General features: G+C 51.1%; 16 protein-coding genes and 1 pseudogene. 13 read left to right on the forward strand and 4 right to left on the reverse strand.

The window, feature by feature from the left end; translation table 11 throughout:
* The first annotated feature begins 10 nt into the window (after positions 1 to 10).
* The 9 genes from KGP26_RS30120 to KGP26_RS30160 all read left to right on the forward strand — a co-directional run bounded on the left by KGP26_RS30120 (position 11) and on the right by KGP26_RS30160 (position 8586).
* Complete coding sequence (locus tag KGP26_RS30120) at positions 11 to 319, forward strand: phage holin family protein (RefSeq protein ID WP_223665791.1); 309 nt, start codon at positions 11 to 13, stop codon at positions 317 to 319.
* A 1-nt stretch (position 320) separates the two neighbouring features.
* Entirely contained in the window at positions 321 to 761 is a 441-nt protein-coding gene (locus KGP26_RS30125; RefSeq protein ID WP_223665792.1) for a hypothetical protein, read from the forward strand.
* A complete protein-coding gene (locus tag KGP26_RS30130; RefSeq protein ID WP_223665793.1) occupies positions 751 to 1386 on the forward strand; it encodes a hypothetical protein in 636 nt (211 codons plus the stop codon). The genes KGP26_RS30125 and KGP26_RS30130 overlap by 11 nt, the downstream gene beginning before the upstream one ends.
* Entirely contained in the window at positions 1383 to 3815 is a 2433-nt protein-coding gene (locus KGP26_RS30135; RefSeq protein WP_223665794.1) for a hypothetical protein, read from the forward strand. Before KGP26_RS30130 ends, KGP26_RS30135 begins: the two co-directional genes overlap by 4 nt.
* Positions 3812 to 4174 (forward strand): ddrA, encoded by a 363-nt coding sequence (locus KGP26_RS30140; protein WP_223665795.1) that lies wholly within the window; start codon positions 3812 to 3814, stop codon positions 4172 to 4174. The genes KGP26_RS30135 and KGP26_RS30140 overlap by 4 nt, the downstream gene beginning before the upstream one ends.
* Positions 4175 to 4220: 46 nt before the next feature.
* Positions 4221 to 7154 (forward strand): hypothetical protein, encoded by a 2934-nt coding sequence (locus KGP26_RS30145; RefSeq protein WP_223665796.1) that lies wholly within the window; start codon positions 4221 to 4223, stop codon positions 7152 to 7154.
* Positions 7147 to 7461, forward strand: coding sequence for a hypothetical protein (locus tag KGP26_RS30150; protein WP_223665797.1), 315 nt, complete (start codon positions 7147 to 7149; stop codon positions 7459 to 7461). The genes KGP26_RS30145 and KGP26_RS30150 overlap by 8 nt, the downstream gene beginning before the upstream one ends.
* Positions 7462 to 7580: 119 nt before the next feature.
* A complete protein-coding gene (locus tag KGP26_RS30155) occupies positions 7581 to 8399 on the forward strand; it encodes a hypothetical protein (protein WP_223665798.1) in 819 nt (272 codons plus the stop codon).
* Positions 8383 to 8586, forward strand: a complete 204-nt coding sequence (locus tag KGP26_RS30160; protein WP_223665799.1) for a hypothetical protein — start codon at positions 8383 to 8385, stop codon at positions 8584 to 8586. The genes KGP26_RS30155 and KGP26_RS30160 overlap by 17 nt, the downstream gene beginning before the upstream one ends.
* Positions 8587 to 8631: 45 nt before the next feature.
* On the opposite strand, the gene KGP26_RS30165 is transcribed toward KGP26_RS30160, so the two are convergent.
* The 3 genes from KGP26_RS30165 to KGP26_RS30175 form a co-directional block, all read right to left on the reverse strand.
* Positions 8632 to 9117: a glycoside hydrolase family 104 protein gene (locus KGP26_RS30165; protein WP_223665800.1), complete on the reverse strand. Its 486-nt coding sequence runs from the start codon at positions 9115 to 9117 to the stop codon at positions 8632 to 8634.
* 74 nt (positions 9118 to 9191) lie between these two features.
* Entirely contained in the window at positions 9192 to 10232 is a 1041-nt protein-coding gene (locus KGP26_RS30170; RefSeq protein ID WP_223665801.1) for a helix-turn-helix domain-containing protein, read from the reverse strand.
* A 430-nt stretch (positions 10233 to 10662) separates the two neighbouring features.
* Positions 10663 to 11682 (reverse strand): head processing protein, encoded by a 1020-nt coding sequence (locus KGP26_RS30175; RefSeq protein WP_223665802.1) that lies wholly within the window; start codon positions 11680 to 11682, stop codon positions 10663 to 10665.
* Between the two features lie 252 nt (positions 11683 to 11934).
* On the opposite strand from KGP26_RS30175, the pseudogene KGP26_RS30180 reads away from it, so the two are divergent.
* The 4 genes and pseudogenes from KGP26_RS30180 to KGP26_RS30195 all read left to right on the forward strand — a co-directional run.
* A pseudogene (locus KGP26_RS30180) lies at positions 11935 to 12052 on the forward strand (ash family protein); the annotation flags it as partial.
* Between the two features lie 126 nt (positions 12053 to 12178).
* Positions 12179 to 12385, forward strand: coding sequence for a hypothetical protein (locus KGP26_RS30185; protein WP_223665803.1), 207 nt, complete (start codon positions 12179 to 12181; stop codon positions 12383 to 12385).
* A gap of 11 nt (positions 12386 to 12396) precedes the next feature.
* Positions 12397 to 12669 (forward strand): hypothetical protein, encoded by a 273-nt coding sequence (locus tag KGP26_RS30190; protein WP_223665804.1) that lies wholly within the window; start codon positions 12397 to 12399, stop codon positions 12667 to 12669.
* A gap of 167 nt (positions 12670 to 12836) precedes the next feature.
* Entirely contained in the window at positions 12837 to 13418 is a 582-nt protein-coding gene (locus KGP26_RS30195) for a hypothetical protein (protein WP_223665805.1), read from the forward strand.
* Positions 13419 to 13638: 220 nt separating this feature from the next.
* On the opposite strand, the gene KGP26_RS30200 is transcribed toward KGP26_RS30195, so the two are convergent.
* Positions 13639 to 15297, reverse strand: a complete 1659-nt coding sequence (locus KGP26_RS30200; RefSeq protein WP_223665806.1) for a phage portal protein — start codon at positions 15295 to 15297, stop codon at positions 13639 to 13641.
* Between the last annotated feature and the right edge of the window lie 28 nt (positions 15298 to 15325).

A 15325-nucleotide genomic window follows, 5' to 3' on the forward strand; every position in this document is an offset into this window, starting at 1 on the left:
GGAGGGAAACGTGCCAACAAGCACACAAACGCTCGTTATTGCTGTGCTGCTATCAGTCCTTGGGGGGCTGGCTGTTTATCTCCAGGGGGTGCGAGAAGAGCGGATCAAGCGTGACTGGTTCAATCTTTTTACTGAGTTAGTGATCGCCTTTGTTTCTGGCGTCATCGCTTATTACTCGGCCGTACACCTCCACTGGGAAGAACCGCTTTTGCTTTTGGGAGTATTGGTAGCAAGCAATAACGGCCGCGAAACGGTAACTGTGGCCAAAGAAAAGCTCTGGGTCGCATTACAAAGCATTTTCATAAAAAAGGGGATATAGCGTGATTAGTGAAGCATGCCTTGTGCTGGTGGTAACAGCCGCGCTGGCTGACCGGTACTTTTTCAAACGCAGGAAAGTAATTGCGCAAAAAATCGGGGAAGAAGAGTACATCGATGAAGTGATCCGCTTCCCTGTCAGCTTTAAGACAACGTGCAGGAATGTGAAGGGTGCCCGTGTCGAATACTGCCTACGCGACAAGAAAGATCCCACGACGGTGATCACCGGCAAAGCCCGATCGCTGTTTATCTCTGAAAAAGGGGAAACGCGGGAGTTTCTCTTCTTTAACCGCCGCTATCTGAAGGATGGCAATTGGGAATTGGTTGTGCGAATGACGCACGGCGATAGCCGGATCAATCCGCTTTATCGCCTCTTCCCGGTTCAGTCTGTCGTGACAAAGGTGTTCGACATTCCAGCGGATAAGGCAGGCCTGTATGGCCGTTAATCTATTCTCTTCAAACGGTAACACCTACCACGTCCTGGACTTCAACAATCTCAACGAAAAAGGCCTGGAGCCGCTGAAAAAGGCGATCGGAAAGGCCGGTACCCAGATCGTCAAAATCACACCAGCTGGCACGGCACGAAAGAAAGACGGCATCCGCATGCGCACCTTCGGGATGAAGGTGATTGATGAGCAGGAAGTAACAGTCCAGGTAAATGACTCCGGCGACATCTCCGCTATTTCACTGAATAAAAAACCAGTGCCGTTTACCGGGGCCAAAGATCTCGATGCCTTGGCCAAGATTATCGCCAGCGCGGTGTCAGCCAACGCCAGAGTTTTTGCCAAGTCCTTAGCCAGAAAGCTGGCCAGAGCGGGGAAAGTTGCCGTAGAGCGTCAAAAAACTGGCCTTAAATCCAATGCGCAGCGCCTTACTGAACAAAAGGAGCGTATCGAGAGCGCACAGCAGAAGATCGCCGCAGCGCAGGCTGTTGCTAAGGAGCGCACCAGTGATCTGCAGGCCAAGCGCACCCAAGCAGAGGAGCTGAAAAATAAGCTGCGAGCGGAGCAGGCGCAGGGCAGAACGCTGAAAACTGAATACGAAACGTTAAAACGGGAGGTTGAAGCGTGAACAATCCATACCATCCGAACAATGGAGTGATGATCGTCAATCGAATCGATCTCGATCCACGCCCTGTTACCGACGGGGAATATGCTTCCCTGGCAGAAGGGGAGGGGGAGGCGCTAATGCTGGAAAGCGTCACTATCGAAGAAGTGGAAGATGCGTTTCTTGGCGAGTACCTGGCAGACGCGGGCAGAACTGCCATGTTTGAAGCGATCAGCACCACAAAAAACCGGCTATCACATACGATGCGTGCATTCGTTCGTGTCCTCAACTCCGGCCTGAACGGCTCGGGCATCAAAGCGGGGACGGATGAGGCGGGTGTTGATGACTCCGGCACAAGTACCGTTGGCGGTGCGCAAATCGGTAATGTGCGCAAAGTGGCCGGTATCCCCATCATGGCCGCCAAGATCCCGCTTACCGATGGCCAGAGTGTTTCTTTGCTGTTTCATAGCCCTACCGCTGAGGTGAAGCTGAAGCCGCTAGATGTGCTGGTGGCGTTTAAGTTCCTCCTGAATAAGCGAGACGTAACGCACGTTGTAGCGCCGATCGGCGGCCGGGACATGTCACTAAATCAGACCGCCCAGGCTCTTTCTAACCTGGTCGAAAAAAATAGCGCGAAGTTTGGTAAGAGTAAGGAGAGACACAGCAAGCTCAAGCTCGATGTTGAATCAACGGAAGCAGAGGCAGATAAGCTCGAAACCCAAGCGGTTGAAGAGATGGCCAAGGCCGATGAGATCACGCCGAAACTGGCAGATATCGATACCGAAATCGAAGATTACACCAAAAGCTTAGGTCGTCAGCGCACTGAAAATGAGACGCTGGCCAACGCCATTAAGTCCCTGAAGGCAAAGCGGGCCAAACAGCATGGCCAAGAGCCCAGCGCTCCAGAAAATGGCGACAGTACCGCAGCGAACGGCCACACCATCCCGCTTGTCGATGTTCAAACGGGGGCTATGAATCCCACGTTAAAAAAGGCATCGATATCTGGTGATAACCCGATTTGGTACTCGCAGAGCAACGCTGATTCCATCTCCTTAAGTGGATCCGTATCCATTGATGGCCAAGGCCCGTCGGCCGCAGCTGTAGAAAGTAAGGCAAAGTTCAAGGCAGCGATCGCAGCTGGCTACCAGTATTCATATTTCCGCATTTCAGGTCTGCAATACATCTACGTTTTTGTTAAGAACGGGCAGGTTCTGACTAAAGCTGGCATGGAAGCCCTATCGACTCAACCCGAAGCCCCGCAGCCAGAAAAAACGGACGACACGCCAGTGAAACCCACCGGAACATGGTATTACGGCAAGAAGGTCAGTCTTAATATGACTCAGTGGCCTCGCGGCGTAACGGGGTCATATAGCCAAATTGACTTCAAGGGAAAGGCAATCCAGCTATCTCGTGAGTTCGATGATAGTGATATTCAGCATGGCGTTCTGGTGGTTAGCCGTCAGCTGAGTGCGGATGAAATTGCCGAATATCATCTGGTAGAGCTTCAGCTGACAGACGAGGAAAAACGGGTATTCCCAGACCTTGTGTACATCGATCCGCAAGCTGAAGCTCGCCTGGGTGTTAACCCTGCGCGGGAGTGGTATTACGGCATGAAAGCGCGCCCTAACTGGCGGCCTGGTGGCGCTATTAGGACTCATGATCGTGAGGGTTTTCAAGCCTTGGGAATAAAAACCCCGCGTAAATTCAACGATAGTGACATTCGGTACGGTGTTGCGGTGTATGACGGCCCATTGAGTGCTGAAAAGATTTATGACTACGAGCTGGTGAACCTTCAACTGACCGATGAAGAGATCCAGGCTATGGCAAACCTTGATTTTTTAAGGCCAATAATCGCTCAGCTAAAAGGCCGCGATCCTCACGCGACCAGCGAAGACTTCTTACGCGATTATCTAAGAAAAGGTGGCGTCCATGCTGGTGAAATTCCGGCGGGCATTTCGTTGGGAGGGGTTATTGGTGATTTGCGGCTTATTGGTCTTTCTCAGCGCACATCGCCTCTCGGGGCTTTAGAGGCATTGTTCAAAGAGGTTTCTCCAGCTGCACCGGCCGCAGAACCGCCAGCGCCAGAACCGGCCCCGGAGCCACCGGTACCCAAACCAGCGCCAGAACCGGCCCCGGAGCCACCGGCACCCAAACCAGCGCCAGAACCGGCCCCGGAGCCACCAGCCCCCGAACCAGTACCTGAGCCGGTACCAGATCCGCAGGTAAGTGAAGCTGACGCGGCCGCCAGCCAGGCTATTGATTACCTGAATGGCGTTGTATCGCTGCAATCTAGCGACATGGACGAGATCCGTGAAGCTCGAGCAAGAACGCGGCAGGCGATCGCAGCGTTGACCAGTGCTGGCCGGTATGACGAAAACGAAAGCCTGGTGAATGACGCGGCACAGCATTTGTCCGATCTGCTCGCCGCAATCCAGCGTGAGGGGGCAGCATGAAATTATCAGCATTGGAACGGCTCGATCTGACCGACCGACTAGATGAGCTGATGCGTAAGTCAGCGGCCGCGAAAGGCCTGGATAAGTTGGACTGCGACGATCTTATCGATGAAGTGATGACGAAGCTGGGTTATGGCGCTGCCAAGGCAGCACCAGTGCCGCCGGAACCCGAAAAAAATGATACCAGGCCTCACGTTGTGGCGGAGTTTTTGGAGGGGAAATACGACAGCTCGGAGAAGGCTAAATTTATCGACGTGTTGGACGATTTGACTGCCTTCGTCGGTGAGTATTTGAGCTTTGAAGATGTACAGATCGGTGCGTCAAATTGGGTAAGACAGAACCACCCCGAAGCGGCGTAAGCAACATACCAACCCGCCTGAGAGCGGGTTTTATTTGGATAAAGTAATGCAGACCGTTATAAAAAAAATCCAGATGACCACCAGCATTAAGGCGCTGGTGGATGTGATAAGGAAGGCGTTTGGGGGCGGCCGGAAGTCCTATGTGGTGACCGGTAAAGGGGAGGAAGTAAAAACACAGTTTGAAGTGGTTGATGCGTCAGAATTGCTTATTTCTAATCACCTCGATGGCCGTATTAATGAGGCCTATCCGCAGGAACTCCAGCCACGCGATCGCACTCGGTTTTCCAGCAAGCTCCAGGTAAACAAAATCTCACGCTCATTACGGCCAGCGCAACTGACCGACTCCGGGCTATCGAGCCACGGAGCACCGATCATCGGTGAAGATAACGCGGTTGAGTCCGGTAACGGCCGCAGCATGGGCATAATCCGGGCCTACGCGGAGGGTGGGGCAGACGATTACCGGGCATTCCTGATCAAGCATGCTCGCGATTATGGCATTCGGGCCAGTGACGTCGAGCGGATGGAGCGGCCGATCCTGGTGCGCCGTCGATTGACCGACGTCGACCGCGTGCAGTTTGCCAAAGACTCCAACCTGTCAGATATCCAAGAGATGGCCGCCAGCGAGAAAGCTTTCGTGGATGCCGAGAGCATTACACCGGCGATGATGCAGCTGTTTGCCCCTTCAGAAAGCGGTGATCTGCTGGCGTTCTCAAACGCTGCATTCGTTAAGGCTTTCATGGAGGAAATAGGGGCCACCGCTTCTGCCGGGCTATTGACGGAAGATGGGCGCCCAACTCGGCAGCTCATCGATCGGATGCAGAACAGCATTTTTGCCAAGGCCTACAAGGATAGCCGCCTGGTTAAGCTGGTATCCGAAGAGCCAGATCCCGATATGCGCAACGTTTTAACCGCGCTTAACGCGGCCGCCAGCGACTTTGCCCAGATGGTGATGCTATCAGGCGATGTGCATCGCGATACCGTGGGATCGCTGGTGGATGGTGCCGGTGAGGCTACCGCCCTCAACGAAACCGCGCTCAGTGCCCTGAAAGATGCGATCGACCTGGTACGGCAGTCTAAGGAAACTGGCCAGCACATCCAGGACGTGATCGCCCAGGTGGGGATGTTCGAAGAGGCCACGGATGAGGCGAAGGCCTTGGCGATCTTTATAGTCGGCAACAACCGCTCGGCCAAACGCATGGGCCGGGCTTTCAAGCTGATGGCCGAGCGTATCAATGACGAACTGATCCACCAGCAGCAGGCGATGGGCGACATGTTTGGTGGCGGTAGCGTATCGCTCCAGGAAGTCCTGCAGTTGGTATCCGAGCAGATGGAAGCTGAGGGCGGCAAGGGGTTTGCGGGGGCGCTTTTTGAATCGTCAAAAAAGGGGGGCGACCCTGTACTGCCGGTGCTGAGAAATGCCAGTAACGTGCAGGGTATGAAGCGAATCATTGAGGCGCTCACTTTGGACAGCACCGGCTCGGTTGAAACACTGGGTGCAGCCGTACAGGCAGCAATCAGGACGCTGATAATGACGGCGCTCGGTGATGCCGCAGCATTGAAGCGGTACCAGGTGTTAACAGCCAGCATTCTGGGTAAGAAACTTGATGAGTTCACTGCAAAATATGGGAGGTACAGCCTTTACGATCTTAAATCATTCCATAGCGCCCATCTGTTCAAGCAAGCAGATTGGTCGGCTCTCTTCAATTCTGGCCAGATTTTCCAGCTCCATGATCTGATCCAGCTGGTCATGGCCAACGCTGCGGAACGCCCGAAGGTGATAGCCGCGGCCCGTGAAGCCTATCCGGTAATTAAGAAGGTTATTGGTCGTTCCCGGACTTTGACGCACGGCTATGTATCAGCAATGGAGCTCATGCTGCCTCAATATCCACCGATTGATGTACATAGAGCAGTGGTAAAGGCCTCGTCGGATAAGGGGGAAAGCGCTCTAAGCGCCACGTCAGCCTATTTTGAGGTGATCAAGGACGTGGAGTTAGGTCGGGAGTTAATGGCAGTTGGTGGCGTAGCGGATGATGTCTCGGATACCAGGGCGCAGCATGCCGAAAGCGTGGAAAAAATTAAGGCCAACATCTACAAATTGTCAGAAAGGGACAATTTAGTCGTGAAATCGCTTCCTTACGAACTACGTACCGTATTCCCAAACCTCCAGGCGTTGGCTCCGGTCAGGGAAAAGGCTGTATTCGGGAAAGCATATGGTAAGCGTGTATCCATAACGCCGTGGCTCGAAAGGTATCAACCACAGAGCATCCGTCAGCATGCGTCGGCAGTTAGTGCTGATAGCCCCCTGGTTGGCGAGATCCTCAACGAGCTGGCGGATATGGCTGAACACCATCAGCGAGCTACTAATCAGCTCTGTGAAAAGCTGTGGTCAGTGGCGCAGGACATAATAGACCGCTCCGATGTTACTGAGGCGGAAGCTGCCGAGTGGATCAAGGGCATCAAGATAAGCAAAAAGGCGATCGCCGCCATTGACGGTAAACACGGTGATGGTGCGTTTATGATGGCACTGACTGATATTTATCGACTTTGCCGAGGTGGAATTTCAACGCTTAAGGAGATCACTTACCGCGAGAAGGCCAGGGCATCCGCCTGCGTAAATGATGGCTCTGTGTGTCTGAGTTCACGCGCTGACCTGGGAGTGTTGTGGCATGAGGTTGGCCATCATTTTGAGTACAGCCATCCAGACCGTCTAGAAAAAGCCAAAGCGTTCATTAACTCTTCAGAGGATGGGGGCTTGATAGATCTTGGCGGGAGGGAAATAGCCATTAACGTCAACTTTAGCGATCCTTACATAGGCCGCCTGTACGGCTCAAAAACCGTTGCAGGGACACGTTCTACCGAGATCTTCTCTATGGCCTTCCAGTGTCTCTACGAGCCGCGTTACGCCGGTAATTCGCTACTGAATGGGGATGGTGTTATGGAGTACGTGCTCGGTCTGATTAAGGGGGAGCACAATGCTTAACGTCAAGATGGCTTTTGATAACCGGGAAGGGCTTCTTCAATTCGATACCGGCAGTATCACGGATGTGGCCATGCCGGAGCTGCATGGCGACATTAGCCTGGCGGAGCTGGTGGAAGAGGTCGCAGCAGCGCATCTTAACCCGGTTCAAGGCTTCGTCCGTTCGGTCGAGGATGCAACGGTATACGAGCTGGTGAACACCCTCCGCCAGGTAGGCTTTGTGCTGGATCTCGATGACGAAGCACAGCAGCTGTTTGAGGAGGAACAGGATCGGGAGGTAGAGGAGGGCGATAGCCTGGTTGAGTTCTAGCGCACCTATTCCTGTTTTAGCGGCCCCTTTTGGGGCCGTTTGTTCTTCTGGATGTATTTCATTAAGCACATGATAAAATGCCGGTTTGTTTCCCTAAGACGCAAGGTGGCGCATTCAGTATGAAAATAACCGTTGAAACAACAGCAGTGCGAGACTTGGTTCAGATAACCGCAGAAGGCTTTGCTGGTAAAATTTTTCGATTCCCACGCCACCAGTTGAGCCACATTAAACGGAGTGGCTTGATAGATAGTGCAGGGCATTTTATATGCTACGTTCTGTATAACGATCATTTTGACAAACAAAAATTTGGGAATAATATTTATATCGGACAGTCTAGAAATGGTTTTAGTCGAATTGAAGACCATCACGAAGGTAAGCAAGATTGGAATCAAGCAATAGTAATTTCACCTGACGATTTTGACATGGATTCTATTTACAGGCTTGAAAGTGACTTAATAAAAAGAATTCAATGGTCAATGAAATTCAAGGGTGAAAATATAAAAAAAGAAGAGGGAGGGGTGTTGTGCCCTTGTCAGTCGGATGTTTATCAAGGGTTTATTGATCGGCTTTATGAAATATTTGAGGCATTATCTATTGATGTTTTCACTATGAATACCAATGGGTTACTTTATTACAAAGATCATGATAATTGTTTTGCTCGGATTATTTCCTACTCGCCACCAGTCATTGAAATATTGAAAGGTAGTGTAATGAAATATGCTTCCGCCAGTTTTTACATAGAAGAATTAAAAGAACGTGGCATCCCTGTTGAAAACAGGAGTGACGGGGCTGGTTACTGTAGCGATTTCTTTATATTTAATCATGATGAATTATTCACTCTTGGTGACAAATTTGTCGACAATTTCGATTCTTATTTTCTAAATTTAAATGGACTGTCTTTCAAAAAATTGAGGAATAACAATGAAAAACAAGGATGAATACAATGCATATCAAGAACTCATAAAAGATATGCCACCCACTGAACCACAAGTGACGACAGCTCAGGAACGCCAGGATCATCAGGATAGGCTAGATAGGGAGTGGAAGAGGAAAACCTATAGAAACAACTGCATAGGCCTTTGCATTCTCTTCTGCTTGATCGTGATTGCGGTGGTGAATGTCTAGTGCTAATCATACATATATGAATAAGGGGGCCGTGCCCCCGATCTGTCACTCAGACAGGATACCACCAGCGTCAACGAAGACCTTCAACAGCTTTTCCAGCGAATTTTCATGTTGTTTGTAGTTGGCACCAGGGAATGATGCCCAGATTTTGCGGCACTTGTAGATCGCTATTTCAATTCTGCCAGCGTCGATATCGCCTAGGGCACCCTGTTCCTTGATCTGCTGCATAGCAACAGCGTCTTGGCTGGCTGGAGAAAAGTCCTTCAAATTGAGTTGTACTGCGTAGAGCTTCCACCAGCGCCACAGGTGTTGATAGCGCCCGGACGCTGTGGATTTATCACCTTTCTTGTTAAACACCTTCGCGGGACGCCCATTTGCGAACGGGTGGGCACTGTAGTCAGTGAAAACTTCAAGCTTCATATCCAAACCTGTAACGATGACGTCATAGCCATCGTTTTTTGTCAGTTTGTGGGTGCTTGTGCCCTCGGAAAAAGCGATCGTGGTGCGGAATGCCTGCCTGTTAATGTTCATCGTACAACTTCCATTCTGGTGATCGGCGATAGTGCCGAGTAGAAGCCTAATGGAAGTGTGTTTTTGTACAGTGGTTATGCCGGGATCGGTTTTTTGCCAAACAGCGCCCGTATTGCATTCAGATGCCCGTGGATTACCGTTGTGTCCTTCTGTGCCCCGGCCTGCGCTTTTGCTAAGGCTTCGTCGTGGCGGCGACCCTCCTCGACGATCCTGGTGTGGTTGTACTGCGTTTGAGCGTCTTGGGCCTTCTTAGCCGCGTAGCCCTTAGATCTGCGTTGCAGGAAGGATGCCATCTGCTTGCGCTTGTGCGCGGCCCTGGTTAGCTCTGCGGCTTCAGCCTCACGCTTTTTACGAGCGGCGATCAGTTCGCTATTGGTCAAGGTGCGCCGCTCGGTACCGGATAGGGTTTTTCCCTGCGAAGCGGTTTCAATATCAGGGCCGGGGGTACCGGCAAGGTTTTGTTCTACTGCTTTTCCAGAGATCGTTACTTCTTTTTGTAGGTCACTTTGTCCGGTGGGGGAAGCGTCATTTTGTCCTATGGGGGGTACCTTCTTATTCGTACAAATGTCCTTTAATTTCGACACCTTACGTATAAGCCCGCGAATAGGCGCAAGGGACAGTTCAACGAGTCTCTGTAGATCGCCGTGGGGGATCTGGCGGATGTTTTTAATCTGGCTATCGCCCAGGTGAACAGTGAAGAATGCCCGCACGGCGGCAATGAATTCGTGGGTGAAGGTGTACAGGTTCGGCTGGTGGCCCTTGATGGAGTCGGTTACTACAGTGCGGGTAACTATTCCGCTGGCTTCGATAATGCGCATGTACCGCTGTACCGTGCGCGGAGATACGCCGGTCTTCTCGGCCATCGTGTTTTTGCTGTAGTAAAGGCGGTAAGCACCAGAGGCTGCGGCAACGTTGCAAATCTTCGATAAAAAGTCACATGCAGTACGCGGGAGGAGCGTTCCTTGGAGGTTCCTGATGTAGAATTCCAGCGCAATCCCTGTAACATTATCGCCACAAATGAATGGGTTACGTTGCGTTGATGCTTTTTTGACGTTTTTTGAATGTGTGCAGTTGATACCAGCGATCTGCTGGGATAAAATAACTTCCGTTGTCATCGGTAGTTTTTCCTATCTATCAGGGTGGAAAAAATGGCTTCCGTTGTCATCGATCTGTGTTCCTTTGTACCGTGCAAGTCATCGGGTCACATCTTTGATTTAACTTTCTTTAACTCTCGAAGAAAAAGAAAAGTAGTTAGCTGCTAGGTTCGTCGAAAAACTTATCAGCAAGGTTTAGAAAATGAACGCCAGTTTGCAGCTGGCGTTTTTTTTTCGCCTGTAAAACGGTAAATATTCCTATCCATTCGCGATGAAAGGATCAGTGTAACGATCCTTCGCGATCCGTTGACAGGATGATAAGAGGTGATCGGCGTAAAAGACAATTAATTAATTAGATATACGTGTCCATTTGCCCGGTTATTCGCCGTTTCATGTATGGAAATACAGTGGCTTTCTGGATCCCCTGATCAAAAGATCAGGGAATTGTTGGTTACAGGAAGCCTTTGAAACCGACGGGCAGGATAGGGGAGATCTCCCCAATTTTTGACGTTTTAGCCGGTGCGACTTCACGACGGCCAGAATTGTTAAGCGGCAGTGAGCTAATGTGGCCCGTTGCGATCGATTCGAACATAGCCTCCACGGTCTTCAGATCATCTTCCGAGCTCATGCTCAACATTGCCGTCTTCTGCTCTTCCGTCAAGAAAACGGGCAGAGTCTTGATCGCCGACTCTAACATCGCGGCTCGCCGCTGGCGCACTGCCAGTGCTTCATCGAGATCAGCCTTCTGCTGTTTGGCTTCTTCTTCGAGCTCCATCAGCCTGCCCTGCATGATCAGTAAATCGCTTTGCAGGTACATGTTCCGCTGTGCTGACTCGATCATGAGCTCGTGAGACTGCATCTGCTCGAAGTGCTTCAAAATATCGGCAGCGCCTTGCTCTGAGTAGCCCGATTTAAGCAGTTCGGCCAAGCGTAAGGCGTGGGCGTCGGCGCTTTCCAGCATCGCTGCTTTTCGGTTGAGGCTAATGTAGTTCGGTGTTGTCACGTAATCGAAGCCGTGGAAGCTCGACACCCTGGAAAGGGCCGCGTCGCTCCCTCCGGTTGCCCAGCTCCAGCCACCCGCATTCGAGCGTTCCATGCCGTCAACGATATGGCCAGGGTCTGTATCCAGGATTTCCTGCGTATGTTCGATGATCCCATCATCATCCATGCTAATTTTCAGCGTGCGGTTTGATGGGACGTTTTTCAGCATGACGGGTTTGCCGTCGATCGTTACGTAGCAGGCATCTGGAAGGTCAAGGCTTCCCGTCTCCTTGTGATATAGCGCCCGGTTCGTGTGGCTGTAGTAGCCATACATTTCGCCCAGGTTGATCCGCTCTTGGACTTCCGGTGAGTTAATTGTTGCGCGGATCGCGCTCATTAGGTAATTGCGGCCGTTGTGCGGCGTGTGTTTTCGAATGTTGTCTACGAGTGAAAATCGGTCAGTAACAGTTCGCAGTGCTTGCGTTGCCATGGTTTCCCCCCTGGTGGTGAATGACTAAAACGCGACTGCCAACGTTAGCGAAAGTGAGTTTATTATTGAGTGCGTTATTCAACTAATAGATAATTAGACATACGTGACATAGTGATTGTTGTTGACGTAAAACGGTCGATCGGGATAACGTTGCAGGGCTGCGGCAAAATCCGCAGCCGGGTGTAGGAACCCGAATCCCCTCCGGCGACACACACGCGCTAGCGTGTTTTTTTGTGTCTAATGCCTGTGCATGTCCAAATTATGGTGGCTCAGGCGGGGCAGCTCTCGGGCTGGCCGGTATCCGTTGGGGCCGGTATTCCTACCCCCGTCTGGGCTACCACCAAATATAGAGCGTAGGAACTCTGGTGGTGGCTTCATTTCCCCAACGGAGCCATGTCATGTTCTTATTCAAATCCGCGGCTATCTGCCGCAGTAGTGAAAACCATCCCCACCAGCTGGTGGCCATTGTGAAGTTGCCACAAGGGGAGGTTAGCGCATGTCTCTAAACCTATCCCGACAAGATGTGATCAACACCATGCGCACCAACTTCATTAACCCCCGAGCAGCTGACAGTATCATCGTGCTGGCCATATTGCTTGCTGTTGATGCTGAGCCTGGGAACGACGCAGATTATGGCCAGCTGGCAGCCTTGGTGAGTCGCGTGGTAATGGATATTAACCACGGGCAAGTGAATCAAAAATGAGAGGGGAAAATATGTCTATCACAACCAAAGATATCGCTGAAGCAATGTATAGCAGCATTGAGGGTTATGCAGCCTACGTTGTTGATTCTATCCAATTCAGCATTGATAGAGATCTGACAGATGAAGAGCAGCAAAATGTCTACAAAACTGTCGAAGACGCTATCAGTAAGGTAACAACTGAGATGGAGAAGGTTGAAGGCATTCCATATTCTGAAGTGAAGGCAAAGGCCTTACAAGACCCTGATGCCATGGCTGCTTACCTTGAGGCAAAAAGGAAAGAATAGCTTAGTTGCCTTGCTGCGACAGGCGTCGCGATACTGATGCCTGCCGCTTCTTGGGTCAAATTCAGGCTTTGGGGCTACTCTTGGCATTCAGCAGTACATGTAGACCTTAATCATAGAATATATGAATAAGAGTAAAAGCAATAATTCATATTTCACAAGTATGAATTATGGTTTTCGCTTCTCGCAGGTGTAATGGTACAAATGCTGGGTTAACATACCTTATCGAAAACAACAAAAAAATCATAAAAATGCCTGTCTATCTTTCAGAAGAGTTCTTGGAATGGGAGTGCGGAGAGTTTATCAACCACCGCTTCGATTTCTCTATTGGTGAACATAAATTTCTAGTCCTCTTTTCGCCCATAGATGTTTCTGATGTGGGCTATCACGCTCTGCGGTCTGAGGAGGTTGGTTTCAGCCTGCCATCAGATAGCTATGATGTGAAATTTGACCGTTTGGAAAATTTTGAAAGTGATAATTTTTATGCCACGCCGAAAAAAAGTGATCTTGGTGGCATAGGTGGAATCGCCTACTTGGAGGAGTTGGTCGATGCTTTGACCCATATCATAACGTTGCATTGCAATACCTATCAGGCGAAGTCATATCTGATGCTTGCTGAAAACATGAGGTTAAAGCAATTCTATGATCGGGTTTTACAACGCAGCTTTGATGAAGTATTATCGTATGTAGCCACCAATCTTGGTGAAGAAGGAAAAGGTTATGCGCTCAGAACGCGATATTACGAAACTTAAACAAATGACAGCGGCAGAACGCAAGCACGACGCTATGCGCCAGCTAAAGGCGTCGTTCGTTAAAGCTACGCGTTCCGGTACCGTGCGTACACGCACTGCCGTGCCTAATGCTGTTGAATGCTAACCCGATAACTATATGTATCCCTTGAAACCCGCTCTCCAGCGGGTTTTTTTATGCCTGAAATTTGGCAAAGGGCCACCAGCGGCCCCTTGAGCATGGCTATTCGCCCATCACACTTCTGAAGACCGTCAGCAAATCATCCCGCGATAGATCGTTCAGGCCAACATTCCCGCGCCTGGCGCTTTCCATCATCGGATCGTCCGGCTCGGAGTTCGCCAGCTCGCTGTAGATTTTCGAGATGGTATCGTTGTTCATCTGTAGCATTTCGCCGAACAGTAGATTCATCAGGGCAGGGGAGCCAGCCATGCGAGCATTGTTCTGGATTGCATCGAGAATGCTGACAACCACCGAGACGTAGTTTGCGCGGCTCTCTTGTTCGCGGTTTGCTTCCGCCTGCAGGGCAGTGTTCACGGAGTTGAATTCAATGCGGAACGGCCGTTGGTTTTGCTGATAGACCTTGCCATATTTGTACGCGCAGTGAATATCGATCGTGCGGTACAGGAAGGTGCTGGCGGCCTGGCGGATCCAAAAGCTTCGTTGCGCTGACTGTATCGCCGTCTGTTGCCAACCGCCTTCGCCGAGGCCTCCGGCCATTTGATCTGCCCAACCCAACATTGTGGAGTCGGTACCAACAGTGGAGCACAACTGGCGGAGATGAAACATAACGTCCTCAATGCCGTTAATGTCGGCCGGGATCAGCTGCGTGTCCATCGTTATGCCCCCTTTGCCGTCTCCCATGATCGGAATTAGATGGTTATACACGGTGGGCATAACGTTGCTGTTGCGTGAGTTGCGAGAGATCTCTTCCGAGCTGCGCTTCAGTGATTGGCCAACGTTTCGGGTGTAGGCTGCGGCATTAACGGGATCGAGGTTGCTTGTGGTGATGGCGATCAGTCGGTCAATCTTGGCGGCATTGTTCCTGGTGGCTTTCAGCGCCCGTAAAGCGTCGCAAAGGTTAACAAAGGACTCGTAGCTGTACTCCAGGAACGACGTCCCATAGTTTTGCGTTTCAATCAGCGCCCGCTGTGACGGATCTCCAAGCAATGAGTAACCCATGGTGCCGGTGTTCATCGGCCGGTTGTTAATGTCCGGCGTCCAGTAGGGAACCTTCATTGACACTAGTTCCCAGGGTTTGGCCAAAACGCGTTGGTTTGTTGTTGGGTCAACAAAATAATCGCCAGAAAACGCCGCCAGCTCGCCACCACGCTCATATTCGGTGATGAGGTGAGGCAAGGTATAGTAACTGGACTCCAGGCTTGTGATGCCTTTCCTGTCTTGCGCATAGGGCCGGATGTAGCTTACGCCGAAGATGGCCATATTTAGCGCCCATGATGGCAGGCCGGTATTCAGCATCTCCCCGATATCGTTGATGATCTCGCTACAGCGATTGGACGTTTCTTTGTCGCCTGGATCAAGCGGTGCCAGGTTAAAACACATGCCGCTTTTTTTGTCCTGGGCGAGGGCGTGCGATACGTGGATATTGAGCGCGGCAGATAGCGTTGGTGATCTGGCCATCTGGTCAAAGAGGGCGTACCGGGCCAAACGATCTGTTGGCAGTGTTGTACCTGCGCTGACGGTATCACCGGCACTTGATAAGCCGGTTCCCTGGTCATCGATAACCGTCGGCATTAGCGTACGGGAAACGACATTTCTGCCGCCGCCGGTGGCGATCACATTCGAGATATTATCCCCGTCATCGTGACCGCCCATCATGCGGCGCAGTATGTTTACAGGACTCATCTTGGAAGGCTTCTTCACGATTAAAACTCACAACGTTTAGTGTCAA

Source organism: Serratia sp. JSRIV002, from assembly GCF_019968725.1.
GTDB lineage: Bacteria > Pseudomonadota > Gammaproteobacteria > Enterobacterales > Enterobacteriaceae > Chania > Chania fonticola_B.